The sequence below is a fragment of the Streptomyces sp. NPDC001002 genome, from assembly GCF_053599215.1.
The window spans coordinates 1-14,064 of record NZ_JBSFLV010000054.1 but is presented as its reverse complement, the minus strand read 5'-3'; the positions used below and the strand labels follow the sequence as shown (position 1 = coordinate 14,064).

Below are 14,064 nucleotides of genomic sequence, written 5' to 3'. Positions count from 1 at the left end.
CGGACGGGCCGACAGGTAGGCGGACCTGCGGAGTCCGGTTGTGGACCGGCGCGCGGACCGGGGCGGTCGGCCGATCGTGACCGCTCGCCCTTGGCCGGTTTCGCGTCAACTCCTGTGGCCGAAGGGGGCATTGGCACGCTCCGGCCACTCGATTCCCTTGATCGGCTCCCGGCCGGACGCCCACTGTGATCCCTGGCTTCCGCTTACCGGGCGGAGGCGTTCCGCGTTCAGGGGAGGACGTCCACCCATGCGAAGACTCCACGCCCTGTGGGCCGTGGCAGGAGCGGCCGGACTGCTCGCGGGGGCGATCACGCCCGCGACAGCCGCCCTGGGATCCGAGGTCACCACACCCGCCCACGGCTCCCGGGCCACCGTATCCACCACATCCACCACAGCCGCCACGCCCGCCGCGTCCCTCACGGGCCCGAGCACCACTCCACCGCAGACCGTCACCCTCATCACCGGCGACACCGTCACTCTGACCGCCGGACCGGACGGCAAGAACGCCGTCGACGTACGGCGCGGCAAGGGCCGCGAGGCCGCCACCTTCCTGTCCAGCGAGAAGAACGGCGAGATCAGCGTCCTGCCGGCGGACGCCGTCCCGCTCATCAAGGCGGGCCGCCTCGACCCCGCCCTGTTCAATGTCACCCAGCTGGTCAAGCAGGGGTACACGGACGCGAAGACCGGCTCCACCCCGGTCATCGCGACGTACGCCAAGGGCACCGAGACCCCCGAGGGCACGCGCCGGACGCTGGCGCTGCCCGGGATCGACGGCGCCGCGCTCAGCGCGAAGAAGTCCACTGCCTTCTGGTCGGACATCGCCCCGGCACTCGGCACCGCGCCCACCGCGAGGGCCGCGAAGCAGCTCGGTGACGGCATCGACAAGCTCTGGCTGGACGCCAAGGTGCAGGCCTCCCTCGACGTGAGCGTGCCGCAGATCGGCGCGCCCGAGGTGTGGAAGGCGGGCTACGACGGCACAGGCGTCGAGGTCGCGGTCCTGGACACGGGCGCGGACACCGGGCATCCGGACCTGGCCGGGAAGATCGCGGGCTCGGAGAGCTTCGTACCGGACGAGACGGTCCAGGACGGCTTCGGCCACGGCACCCATGTGGCGTCCACGATCGTCGGCTCGGGCGCGGCCTCGGGCGGCCGGTACAAGGGCGTGGCGCCGGGCGCGCGGCTGCTGGTCGGCAAGGTGCTGGACGACACGGGCAGCGGTCAGGCCTCCTGGATCATCGCGGGCATGGAGTGGGCGGCGCGCTCCGGCGCGAAGATCGTCTCGATGTCGTTGGGCGGTACGGCCTCCGGCCCCTCGGACGTGCTCAGCGAGACCGTCGACGAACTGTCCGCGTCCACCGGCGCGTTGTTCGTGATCGCGGCCGGCAACGCGGGGCCGGGCGAGCAGACCGTGGGCACCCCGGGCATCGCCGACTCGGCGCTGACGGTGGGCGCGGTCGACAAGTCGGACCAGCTGGCCTCGTTCTCCAGCCGGGGTCCGCGCCTCGGCGACTCGGCGGTCAAGCCGGAGATCACCGCGCCGGGCGTGAGCATCACGGCGGCTCGCGCGGCCGGCACCACCATGCCCGGTGGTACGCCGGTCGACGACTACTACACGACGGCGAGCGGCACTTCGATGGCCACCCCGCATGTCGCGGGCGCGGCGGCGCTGGTCGTGCAGGCCCATCCGGACTGGACCGGCGAGCAGATCAAGGAGGCGCTGGCCAGCACGGCGAAGACGAATACCGTCAACTCCGTGTTCGAGCAGGGCGACGGCCGGGTCGACGCCGTACGGGCGGTCGAGCAGGGCGTCTTCGCGACCTCGGCGCTGAGCTTCGGCAGATTCGAGGACGGCGACAACGGTGTCGTCGGCAAGGACATCACGTACACCAACACCACTGACAGTCCGGTGGAGTTGAAGCTGTCGTCGTCGCTGCCCGACCTCGCTCTGGGCTCCGGTTCGGTGACCGTGCCGGCGCGGGGCACCGCCACCGTCTCCGTCGGCGTGGACCCGTCGCGGGAGACCGAGGGCCGGTACACGGGCCATGTCACGGCGACCGCCGACGGCGGTGTCCAGGTCACCACGGCCGTCGGCTTCGAGAAGGCGCCGAAGACCTACGACCTGAAGGTCTCGCTCGTGGACCGCGAGGGCAACCCGTCGACCGGGGCCTCGCTCTTCACGCTCCAGGAGCTGAACGGCGCCTACCCCGACGACTACGGCTTCCTCGACACCGGCTGGACCTGGCAGGTGCCGGCCGGCACCTACTCCATCGCGACCTGGATCCCGGACCGGGACGCGGGCGGTCTGGCGGTGGGCACCTCGGTCGTCGGCAACCCGGAGATCAAGGTCGACGGCGACACCGCGGTGGTCCTCGACGCCCGCAAGGCGGTGGAGATCAGACCGAAGACCAAGGAGGACTCCGACTTCCAGGGCTTCAGCACCAGTTGGCACCGGGAGGGTCCGGGCAGCGCCTGGGGGCTCACCTACAGCCAGGGCTTCTGGACCGACCACGTCTATGTGGCGCCGACCCCGCCGGTCACCGTGGGCACCCTGAACTTCTACGCCAAGTTCCGGCTGTACGCGAAGGATTTGACGGCGAGCGTCACCAGCCCGGAGAAGACCTCGCTGTCGTCGCTCTACTACTCGCAGACGTACAACGACTTCCCGTTGAAGATCAGCGGTGACCACACCGTGCGGGCGGTGGACGCGGGCGGCGGCACCGCGGCCGACTTCGCGGGGCTCGACGTCAAGGGCAAGGTGGCGGTGGTCGGCGTCGGCGCCACCGAGCGGGCGCAGACTGCCTTGGACAACGCGACCAAGGCCGGGGCGGGTTACCTCATCGTCTACCGCAAGACACCGGGCTTCTGGATCGAGGCCGTGGACCGGGCGACCACCGTCCCGCTGATGATCGCCACCGGCGAGCAGGGCGCCGCGCTGGCCGACCTGCTGAAGACCGGCAAGAAGGTCACGCTGAAGCTGAGCGGCACACCGGTCAGTCCCTACGTCTACAACCTGCTCGCCGCGCAGAGCGACGCCATCACCGCGAACCAGACCTACCGCCTCGACAGGTCCAACACGGTGAAGCGAAAGGCCCGTTACTACGGCGGCACGGCCGGTGAGATGGGCGCGGACACCCTGTACACCTTCCGCCCCTGGCAGCTCTTCGGCGTCGAGAGCAGTGTGTACACCCAACTGGGCACGGAACGCGACGAGTACTACTACGTCGACCCGGACACCCGCACCTGGCATGTCGTCTACCCCAACTGGAAGGCCAGCAAGGGCGAGTGGAGCCCGCTGCGGACCTTCACCAAGGCGGGCACCGAGCCCACCGAGAACTGGCTGCGCCAGGTCGTCCGGCCGGGCAGCAGCGAGGAGTACGGCCTCTCGGCCCGCACCGGCGACAGACTCACCTTCTCTGTAACGGAGTTGAACGACTCCACGCCTGGCCACTACGGAAACATCGACACCGTCGACACCACAGCGCAGGGCAAGCTCTACGCGGACGGGCAGTTCGTCGGCAACTCGACGCGCGGCGGATACGGCGTCTTCGACGTGCCGGCGGCGAAGGCCTCGTACCGCTTCGATCTGGACGTGCAGCGCAAGGCGGCCTGGGCGAAGTACTCCACGAGCACGCACACCGAGTGGACCTTCGCCTCGGCGCACACCGACACCGCGACGGCGCTGCCACTGCTCACCGTCGGCATCGCCCCGAAGGGTCTCGATCTCCTCAACCGGGCCGACGCCAGACGGGAGTTGGCGGTCGGACTGTCGGTCGCGAACCCGTCGGGGAGCGTCCGGGCGAGCAGTCTGAAGGCTTGGGTCTCCTACGACGACGGCGCGTCCTGGAAAGCGGTGAGTGTCAAGAAGGGCGAGGCACGGTTCAGGCCCGCGAAGGGCGCCGCGTCGGTGTCGCTGCGTGTGCGGGCCGTCGACCGCGTCGGCAACGGGATCGACCAGACCGTACTGCGGGCCTTCGGCCTGAAGTGATCCCGAAGTTGAGCCCGGAGTTTAAGCCCGGAGTGATCCCGAAGTGAGCGGACGGGCCGAGCCACGGTAAGGATTCTTAACAAAGAACCCCTACCGTGGCGAGCCATGGTGAACACGGCACAGGATCCTGCACGACGGACCCCTGCCGCGAGCCCTTGGGCCGCGGTGGGGGTCTCCGCCTCCGACGAGCTGGTGTACCGGTCGATTCTCCATCAGCCCGACGCGGGCGCGGGCGGCTGGGCGCTGATGGCCAGGGCGACCCCGGCCGAACTGCGCGAGGCCTGCGACCGGCTGCTCGCGCTGGGACTGCTCCAACCGCCGGACTCCATGGGCGGGTTACGGGCGGTCGATCCGCGGGTGGCGATCCGCGCGCTGATCCGGCGGCGCGAGACGGAGTCCGAACTGGTCGCCGCCACCGCCGAGGAGATGGCCACCGCGTACGAGGCGGGGCTGCTGCGCGAGGAGCCGTCCCGGCTGATCGAGGTCGCCTCGGGCGAGGGAGCCATCGCGGCCCGCTTGGAGGAGATGTACGCCCGCGCGGAGCACGAGGTGTGTCTTTTCGACACCCCGCCCTATCTCGCCCCGCCCGCACCGCAGGTGGACCTCCAGGCCGATCTGCTCAAGCGCGGGATCGTCTCGCGCGGCATCTACGCGGCGACCGCCCTGGAGGATCCGAACGCCCTGTCCCGCGCCTGGAACATGGTCGAACTCGGCGAGCAGGCGCGGGTGTTGCCGTCCGTGCCGCTCAAACTGCTGGTGGTCGACGGGCGTCGGGCCCTGCTCCCGCTGACCTCGTCGGCGGCGGGCGGCTACTGCGCCGTCGTCGTATGGCATTCGGCGGTGACCGAGGCCCTGCAGAAGCTCTTCGAGCTGGCCTGGCAGCAGGCGACCCCGCTCGGCCGGCCCGCGGGGAACGGTGAACTCTCCGAGGACGAGCAGGCGTTGACGCGGCTGCTGGCGGCCGGGTTGAAGGACGAGGCGGTCGCCCGCCATCTGGGGATCAGTCTGCGCACGCTGCGGCGGCGGGTGAGCGACCTCCAGGAACGGCTCGGGGCGGCGAGCCGCTTCCAGCTCGGGCTGCGGGCGGCGCAGCGGGGGTGGCTGTAGCGGAACGGCGGAGGGCCGTCTGGCTGTAGCCGAACGGCAAAGGGCCGCACCCCCGTCGCCAGGGGTGCGGCCCTCAACTGCCGTACCGGGTCCGCTAGTTGCGGATCAGGTTGCGCAGCACGTACTGCAGGATGCCGCCGTTGCGGTAGTAGTCGGCCTCGCCGGGGGTGTCGATGCGGACGACCGCGTCGAACTCCACGCCGGTGTCGGTGGTGACCTTGACCGTGCTCGGGGTGGTGCCGTCGTTCAGCTCGGTGATGCCGGCGATGGAGAAGGCCTCCTCGCCGGTCAGGCCGAGGGTCTCGGCGGACTGGCCCGCCGGGTACTGGAGCGGGATGACGCCCATGCCGATGAGGTTCGAGCGGTGGATGCGCTCGTAGGACTCGGCGATGACGGCCTTGACGCCGAGGAGCGCGGTGCCCTTGGCGGCCCAGTCGCGGGACGAGCCGGAGCCGTACTCCTTGCCGGCCAGGATGACCAGCGGGATGCCCTGCTCGATGTAGTTGCGCGAGGCGTCGTAGATGAACGACACCGGCGCGTCGGCCTGCGTGAAGTCACGCGTGAAGCCGCCCTCGGTGCCCGGCGCGACCTGGTTGCGCAGGCGGATGTTGGCGAAGGTGCCGCGGATCATGACCTCGTGGTTGCCTCGGCGCGAGCCGTAGGAGTTGAAGTCACGCCGCTCGATGCCGTGTTCGGTGAGGTACTTGCCGGCCGGGGTGTCGGCCTTGATCGCACCGGCCGGGGAGATGTGGTCGGTGGTGACCGAGTCGCCGAGCTTGGCCAGCACGCGCGCGCCGTCGATGTCCGAGACCGGGGTGGTCTCCATCGTCATGCCCTCGAAGTAGGGGGGCTTGCGGACGTAGGTCGACTCGGCGTCCCACTCGAAGGTGTTGCCGGTCGGGATCGGCAGCGCCTGCCACTGGGCGTCACCGGCGAAGACGTCGGCGTAGGACTTGTTGAACATGTCCTCGCCGATGGCGTTCGCCACGACGTCGTTGACCTCGGCCTCGGAGGGCCAGATGTCCTCCAGGAAGACCGGCTTGCCGTCCTGGTCGGTGCCCAGGGCGTCGCGCGTGATGTCCACCTTCATGGAGCCCGCGAGGGCGTAGGCGACGACCAGCGGCGGGGACGCCAGGTAGTTCATCTTGACGTCGGGGTTGATCCGGCCCTCGAAGTTGCGGTTGCCGGAGAGCACCGAAGTCACGGCCAGGTCATGGTCGTTGACGGCCTTGGAGACCTCCTCCGGCAGCGGGCCGGAGTTGCCGATGCAGGTGGTGCAGCCGTAGCCGACGAGGTTGAAGCCGACCTTGTCGAGGTAGGGGGTGAGCCCCGCCTTGTCGAAGTAGTCGGTGACGACCTTGGAGCCCGGGGCGAGGGTGGTCTTGACCCACGGCTTGCGGGTCAGGCCCTTCTCCACGGCCTTCTTCGCGACGAGCGCGGCGGCGACCATGACGTACGGGTTCGAGGTGTTGGTGCAGGAGGTGATGGCCGCGACGGTGACCGCGCCGTGGTCGAGCTCGTAGGTCGAGCCGTCGGGGGCGGTCACGGTGACCGGGTTGCTCGGTACGCCGTTGCTGGCGGCCGGGGAGTCGGAGGCCGGGAAGGACTCCTTGCCCGCCTCGTCGTCGTCGGCGACGTAGTTGCGCACGTCGCTCGTGAACTGCTCGGAGGCGTTCGCGAGGACGATGCGGTCCTGCGGGCGCTTCGGGCCGGCGATCGAGGGGACGACCGTGGCGAGGTCGAGCTCCAGCTTCTCGGAGAAGTCGGGCTCGGCGGCCGGGTCGAGCCAGAGGCCCTGCTCCTTGGCGTACGCCTCGACGAGCGCGAGCTGCTGGGCGTCGCGGCCCGTCAGCTTCAGGTACTTGATGGTCTCGGCGTCGATCGGGAAGATCGCGGCGGTGGAGCCGAACTCCGGCGACATGTTGCCGATGGTGGCGCGGTTGGCGAGCGAGGTGGCGGCGACGCCTTCACCGTAGAACTCGACGAACTTGCCGACGACACCGTGTTTGCGGAGCATCTCGGTGATCGTGAGCACGAGGTCGGTGGCGGTGGTGCCCGGGGTCAGCTCGCCGGTCAGCTTGAAGCCGACGACGCGCGGGATGAGCATCGAGACCGGCTGGCCGAGCATCGCGGCCTCGGCCTCGATGCCGCCGACGCCCCAGCCCAGCACACCGAGGCCGTTGACCATGGTGGTGTGGGAGTCGGTGCCGACCAGGGTGTCGGGGTACGCCTGGCCGTTGCGGACCATGACGGTCCGGGCGAGGTGCTCGATGTTGACCTGGTGGACGATGCCGGTGCCCGGCGGGACGACCTTGAACTCGTCGAACGCGGTCTGGCCCCAGCGCAGGAACTGGTAGCGCTCGCGGTTGCGGCCGTACTCCAGCTCGACGTTCTGCGCGAAGGCCTCGTGGGTGCCGAACTTGTCGGCGATGACGGAGTGGTCGATGACCAGCTCGGCGGGGGCCAGCGGGTTGATCTTCGCCGCGTCACCGCCCAGCTCCTTGACGGCCTCACGCATGGTGGCGAGGTCCACGACACAGGGCACGCCGGTGAAGTCCTGCATGATCACGCGGGCCGGCGTGAACTGGATCTCCTGGCTGGGCTGCGCCTGCGAGTCCCAGCCACCGAGGGCACGGATGTGGTCGGCGGTGATGTTCGCGCCGTCCTCGGTGCGGAGCAGGTTCTCCAGCAGCACCTTCAGGCTGTACGGAAGGCGAGCCGAGCCTTCCACCTTGTCCAGCCGGAAGATCTCGTACGACTCGTCGCCCACCTGCAGCGTGCTGCGGGCGTCGAAGCTGTTCGCCGACACGACAGTCTCCTTCATTGATGTGCGCGTACTCACTCACCACGATCCTGCCGCCACGGCTACTTGGCCGATCCGCTAAGGTAAGGCTAAGTTAGGCAAGCCTTACTGCCGGGTCGGCGGTGGTGTGCGGCTGCGGTGCTCCTGGTGCAGATATCTCGATGTCGAGATAACTCTAGTACATGGGGGCGGGCTGGTCATGCCCGGGCCGTGTCCGACCTCTGCCAGTACTCTGCCGAGCCATGAACGCGGACTCCGTCAGTGGTCCGGCTGGGCGGTCTCGGAGCCGGAGAGCCCCTGACGGTTCACTTGAGGCCGGAGTGGGACAGGCCCTCGATGAAGTGGCGCTGGGCCAGGACGAAGACGATCAGCATCGGCAGGACCGTCATCGTGGCGGCCGCGAGCTGGGTGTTCCACATCGGGCCGCCGTAGGAGTCGGCGAAGCGGGTCAGGGCCTGGGGCAGGGTGAACAGGTCCGGTGACGTGAGGTACACCGTGGGCTCCAGGTAGAGGTTCCAGGAGGCCAGGAACGTCAGGATCGCCACCGCCGACAGGGCCGGCCTGGCCAGCGGCAGACAGATCCGCCACCAGATCGCGGGACGGCCGAGGCCGTCGAGGCGGCCGGCCTCCTCCAGTTCGACGGGCAGGGCGATGAAGAACTGCCGCATGATGAACGTCGCCAGCACACACGGTCCGGCCAGCGCGGTCACCAGGATCAGCGGCCAGTGCGTGTTGATCAGGCCGGCCGACTTGAACAGCTGGAAGAGCGGCACGATGGTCACCTCGCTCGGTACCAGCATCCCGGTCAGCACCACCATGAACAGCGCGTTCGCGCCGGGGAACCGGATCCGGGCGAAGGCGTAACCGGCCAGGCTGGACACCGCCAGGGTGATCAGGGTGACCAGGACGGCGATGTAGACGCTGTTGAAGTACTGCCGGGCGAAGGGCTGGAAGGTGAACGCCTCGCGGTACGCGGACAGGGTCGGTGAGTCGGTCCACAGCGACGGGGGGCTCCGGAAGATCTCCGCCAGCGGTTTGACCGACGCGGCGACCATCCAGACCGTCGGTACGACGAACGGGATCGCCAGCACGCTCAGCGCGATCAGCAGAAGTACCGAACGGGCCCTGGCAGTTGGGACTTTGCCGGTCCGGACGCGGTCGGTCCGCACGTTGTCAGTCCTCATAGAACACCCACTTACGGCGCAGCTGCCATTGCAGCAAGGTGAGCAGCATGACGAAGGACAGCAGCATCAGGGCCAGCGTCGAGCCGTAGCCGATGTCGTTGAACTCGAAGGCCTGCTGGAAGACGTAGTAGACGAGGACCGTGGTGGACAGGCCGGGGCCGCCGCCGGTCAGGACGGCGATCTGGGCGAAGGACTGCAACGCCCCGACCACCGTGACGATGACGGTCAGCAGCACCGTCGGGGAGATCATCGGCAGCGTGACCCGGGTGAAGACCGTGCGGCTGCTCGCGCCGTCGATGCGAGCGGCCTCGTACAGCTCCCGCGGTACGCCCTGGAGGGCGGCCAGGAACAGCACCATGTTGACGCCGACGCTGCGCACCACCTGGGTGAGGATCACCGACACCATCGCGGTGTCGCCCTCCTGGAGCCAGTTCGGGCCGTCGATCCCGACCGCGCTCAGGAGGCCGTTGATGCCGCCGTTGTCCTGGAGCAGGAAGCCCCAGACCAGGGTCCAGGCGACGACGGAGACCACCACCGGGGAGAAGAACAGCGTCCGGAACACCGTGACCCCGCGGAACTTCCGGTTGAGCAGTACGGCGATCAGCAGCCCGAGCGTGATGTTGACGACCACCACCCCGCCGGAGAAGAGCAGGGTCGCCAGCAGCACCTTGGGCAGTTGCGGGTCGTCGGCCAGGGCCGCGTAGTTGTCGCCGCCGACGAAGGTCTGCTTGCCGGAGAGGACGTTCCAGTCGTTCAGGCTGTACCAGATCGCCATGCCGACCGGCAGCAGGACGAACACCGCCACTCCGATCAGCTGCGGCAGGACGAAGAGGTAGCCGGTCAGTACGTCCCGTCGGCGGGTGGTCCAGAAAGCCGGACCCGCCGGACGCGACGGGCGCGCGGTCCCGACCGCGGACTTCACGACCGCCCGCTCGGCGGCCCGGGTCCCGCTCACTTCGCCAGAATCGGATCGATCGCGGCGCAGACCGACTTCAGGACGGCCGGGACGTCGGCGTCGGCGCGCCACATCGCGTCGAGCGCCGTCTTGCCCTTCTGGGCGATCTCCGCCGGGCTGGTGTGGTTGGGCAGCGTGACGGCGCCCGGCAGTTGGTCGACCACCGCGGCCTGGAGCTGGGCGGGCTTGAGGACCTTGTTGTTCGCGGCGAGCTTGGCCCCGGTCAGCAGCGACTTCCGCGGCGGCGGGAAGTACTCGGCCAGCTTGGCGGCGTTCTCCGGGTCGGTCAGGTACGCGAGGAAGTCCGCCGCCTGCTTCGGGTGCTTGCTGGAGGCCAGCACGCCCATCCCGGCCTGGCCGAGGACGGAGTACTTGCCCTTGGGGCCCGCGGGCAGCGGGTAGAGGCCGAACTTGAACGAGCCGGTCAGCAGCGAGGCGCGGGAGACCTGCGCGACGGTGAAGGCGGCGTCGCCCGCGAAGAAGTCGGCGGTGGTGCCGGGGCCCGGCATCGCCTTGGTCTTGAAGGCCGCGTCGTGCAGGAAGGTGAACGCCTGCTGCATCTCGGGGCTGTCGAAGGTGCAGGTCTTGCCGTCCGCGCTCCAGGCCGACGCGCCCCAGCCGGTCCACACGGTGGCCAGCGTGTTCCACGCCTTGTAGTCGAAGTCGCGGACGACGAAGCCGGCCTTGCCGGTCTTCGCGTGCACGGCCGCGCCGGCCGCCGCGACCTGGTCCCAGGTGAGGGTGGCCGGATCGATCTTCTGCCCGGCCTCGGCCAGCAGGTCGGTGTTGACGTAGAGGGCGAACGGCGAGTTGGAGAACGGGTAGGCGTACAGCGTGCCGTCGTGGCTGTACTCCGCCGTCGCGCTGGCGAGCAGGTCGTCGTACTTCCAGCCGGGGGTCGCCTTGAGCGTGTCGGTCAGGCCGAGGAGGGCGTCGGAGGCTATGAGGTCCCGCGAGAGGTCGCCCATCCACGCGAGGTCCGGGGCGTTGCCGCCGGCGATCTGGGTGGTGAGCGTCGTGTTGTAGTCGGCGAACGGGAGGCTCTCGAAGGTGATCTTCGCGATGTCGGGGTGGTCGGCCCGGTAGGCGGCGGCGATGTCGTCGAACAGCTTCAACTGGGCCTTGTCCGCGGTCCAGACCGTCATCCGCAGCTCGACTGCCTTGTCCGAGGTGCCGGTCGACGACCCGCCGCAGGCCGCGGTCAGCGCGAGGACCGTCGTCACGGCGACGGCGCTCAGCGCCTTTCTGGTTCCGATCATGGGTGGGTTCCTTTCACGTGCGGATGCCGGTCCGGCTCAATAGCCGACGACCTCGGGCCAGTGGAGTTCGACGCCGGCCTCGACCAGGCGGCGCTGGAACTGCTCGACGAGTGCGGGTTCGGCGGCGACCTGCCGCGGGCTCAGTCCGCGGTCGAGGCAGAACGCGGTGAGTTCGCCCGCGGACTCGCCGACGTTCCACTCGACCGGGTGGAGCCGGTAGGCGCCGTTGGTGATGTGGGTGGTGCCGATGTTCTTGGCGGCGGGGACCAGGTTCTGGGTCCGGACCGGGATCAGCGCGCCCAGCGGGATCTCGAACGGCGCGGACTCGACGTCGATGTAGTTGTCACCGCCGGTCGAGGGGTGCAGATCGATCCGGTACATCCCGACCCCGACGGACGCCTCGAAGCGGGCCGGCCCGTCGGACCCGCGAGCCTTCACCGAGATGTCCTGCTCGCGGACGGTCGTCAGCGCCTTGATCCGGCGGGATTCACGGATGTACGGGGCCTGCGCGAAGCCGTCGTCCGTTCCTACGAGGTCTCCGCGCAGCCTGAGACCCGGCCACCCCGTGCCGCCGTCTGGCCGGGGTGCCTCGGTCTGCAGCCAGTGGACATAGGCCCGGGACTGGGCCTTGGCCGCGGCCAGGTGCCGCTCGCGGTCGTCGGTGTCGATGATCGAGCCGCCGACATAGTCCAGTTGGGGCCAGTTGGCCAGCACGATGTCGCTGTCGTACAGGCCCTCGGCGAAGGTCTGCCGGGCCGCGATCCGCCGGAACTGCCACAGGTCACGGTCCCCGGCGTCGAAGCGCGGATCGCCGGAGACGTCCTGCTCCGGATTGACGATCATGGTGCGCCGCTCCGGCGCCAGGGTGCGCGGGTCGGGCGCGGTGAACGACAGCATCGGCGCGCCCCAGTAGGGCAGTTCGAAGGAGCGCCATTCGTCGTAGTCGTCGGGCCGGGCGATCGTGTGGTCCCCGGGAACGTGGTCGAAGACGAAACACCAGGCGATCGACTGCACGTTGGCGGGGTCGGCGACCTCGGGGGCGCTCGGCTCGCCGGTGTCGGACCGGGCCTCGGCGCCGACCACGTACTCGGTGCCGGTCAGCGGCAGCAGGTCACCGGTCTCGGTGCCGTCCAGCACGAACTCCGCGCTGATCACGCTGTGTTGACCGGTCCGCGGATCGGCGACGGTGACCGTGCGGACCACGCCGTTCACAGTCTCGGCCGCGACCGGGACCGCGGGCTGCAGGACGGTCAGGCGGCCGCTCGACCGGTACGGCGCGAGGAGGGCCTCGATCACCGCGAGCGCCACCCGCGGTTCGTGGCACAGCCGGCTCACCCGGCCGCGCCCCGGGTTGAGTTGGCGGTCCCCGCGAGCAGTGTCCGAGAGCGGGTAGTGGTCGCGGTAGTAGCGGCGGATGTTGTCGCGCAGGGTCCGGTAGCGGGCGGTCACGCCGAACTGCTCGACCCAGATGTGCTCGTCCGGCGGTACCGCCTGGGACGTCAACTGGCCGCCCAGCCAAGGGAATTCCTCGGTCAGCACCACCCTGTGCCCGCGCTGGAGCAGTGCGAGAGCGGCCGCCACCGAGCCGAGACCGCCGCCTATGACCGCCACCTCGGTGGTGACCTCGCGCACGACGCTCACGACAGATCCGCCGACCGGACGGCGATGGTGTCGCCCACTTCGACCTCGGCCACCAGGAGCCGCTGGATGTCCAGTTCGGCCCACTCCTGCGGGTCGGTGGTGATCAACTGCTGGAGCAGTTCGAGCGCTTCGGCCGCGACCTGTTTGCGCGGCACGCGAAAGCCCGTCAGCGCCCGTCCGTCGGTGCGATGACCGCGGACCTCACCGAACGCGGCGACCGAGATCTCGCCGGGCACGTCCACCCCGGCACCGACGAGCGCGAGGATGACGTCCTCGGTCAGGAAGGCGTCCTCGGCGATGATCAGCGTGGCCTCCGTGGCCCTGGCCAGCCGGGCGATCTCGGCGACCCGCTCCTCGCCCACCAGCATGAACGCCATCCGGCCCGCCGCCGAGGCGGCCTCGACCGCGCCGCGCCGGTCCCGGGCGGTGGCGGTGTCCCGGCCGCGGTGCACGTACAGGGCCTGACTGTGTCCCCCGGCTGCGGCCTGGTCGATCAGGGCGTTCGCCGGGGTGACGTAGTCGACGCCGACGTACGGCACGGCCGCGGTCGTCTCGTCCCTGCGGCCGACCGCGACGAACGGGAACTGCTCGGCGACCAGCCGTTCCAGCTCGGCGCCGACCATCTGCTGACCGAGCAGGACACAGCCGTCGGTGAGCCGCAGCCGGGTCTTGCGGTGGAAGAGACTGCGGGTGCCGTTCTCGACCGGTGAGGACGTGAAGAGCAGCAGGTCCCAGCCGATCGCCTCGGCCGCGCCCTCGATCCCGTTCAGCAGCGGGCCGTAGAAGTCGAGGCTCTCCGGTGACAGGGCCTCCTCGTAGGTGAAGACGCCGATGATCTGGTTGTCCAGGCCGGCCAGCCGGCGGGCCGCCGGATCGGCGACGTAGGTCGCCTCCTCAAGGGCCCGCTTGACCCGCGCCCGGGTCTCCTCCGGGATGCGCACGTTGGTGCCGTCACGGTCGTTCAGCACCAGCGAGACGGTGGTCTGGCTGACTCCCGCGATCTCGGCGACCTCGCGCTGGGTGATCCGGCGCGGCTTCGTTGGCATCGGTCCTCCGGTGATAATGCGTAACTTCAGCGGTCGTCGGTGACGTTAAACCGACCGAAACAAATGCGCAATACCCCTTGACCG

At 69.7% G+C, this 14,064-nt stretch carries 8 protein-coding genes; 2 read left to right on the top strand and 6 right to left on the bottom strand.

The window, feature by feature from the left end; all coding sequences use genetic code 11:
• The first annotated feature begins 247 nt into the window (after positions 1-247).
• Complete coding sequence (locus ACWDR3_RS24245; RefSeq protein ID WP_450354633.1) at positions 248-3,985, top strand: S8 family serine peptidase; 3,738 nt, start codon at positions 248-250, stop codon at positions 3,983-3,985.
• Positions 3,986-4,090: 105 nt separating this feature from the next.
• Positions 4,091-5,092, top strand: a complete 1,002-nt coding sequence (locus ACWDR3_RS24240; RefSeq protein ID WP_450354632.1) for a response regulator transcription factor — start codon at positions 4,091-4,093, stop codon at positions 5,090-5,092.
• 94 nt (positions 5,093-5,186) lie between these two features.
• Here ACWDR3_RS24240 and acnA read toward each other — a convergent pair whose 3' ends face one another.
• The 6 genes from acnA to ACWDR3_RS24210 all read right to left on the bottom strand — a co-directional run bounded on the left by acnA (position 5,187) and on the right by ACWDR3_RS24210 (position 13,980).
• Entirely contained in the window at positions 5,187-7,901 is a 2,715-nt protein-coding gene (gene acnA / locus ACWDR3_RS24235) for an aconitate hydratase AcnA (protein WP_450354631.1), read from the bottom strand.
• A gap of 299 nt (positions 7,902-8,200) precedes the next feature.
• On the bottom strand, positions 8,201-8,950 hold the full coding sequence (locus ACWDR3_RS24230) for a carbohydrate ABC transporter permease (protein WP_450354661.1): 750 nt from the start codon (positions 8,948-8,950) through the stop codon (positions 8,201-8,203).
• A gap of 118 nt (positions 8,951-9,068) precedes the next feature.
• The gene (locus tag ACWDR3_RS24225; RefSeq protein WP_450354630.1) at positions 9,069-10,034 is read right to left on the bottom strand and encodes a carbohydrate ABC transporter permease; all 966 of its coding nucleotides are present in this window, start codon (positions 10,032-10,034) and stop codon (positions 9,069-9,071) included.
• On the bottom strand, positions 10,031-11,293 hold the full coding sequence (locus tag ACWDR3_RS24220) for an ABC transporter substrate-binding protein (RefSeq protein ID WP_450354629.1): 1,263 nt from the start codon (positions 11,291-11,293) through the stop codon (positions 10,031-10,033). The genes ACWDR3_RS24225 and ACWDR3_RS24220 overlap by 4 nt, the downstream gene beginning before the upstream one ends.
• Before the next feature lie 36 nt (positions 11,294-11,329).
• A complete protein-coding gene (locus ACWDR3_RS24215) occupies positions 11,330-12,925 on the bottom strand; it encodes an FAD-dependent oxidoreductase (RefSeq protein ID WP_450354660.1) in 1,596 nt (531 codons plus the stop codon).
• A gap of 5 nt (positions 12,926-12,930) precedes the next feature.
• The gene (locus tag ACWDR3_RS24210; protein ID WP_450354628.1) at positions 12,931-13,980 is read right to left on the bottom strand and encodes a LacI family DNA-binding transcriptional regulator; all 1,050 of its coding nucleotides are present in this window, start codon (positions 13,978-13,980) and stop codon (positions 12,931-12,933) included.
• Positions 13,981-14,064: the final 84 nt, after the last annotated feature.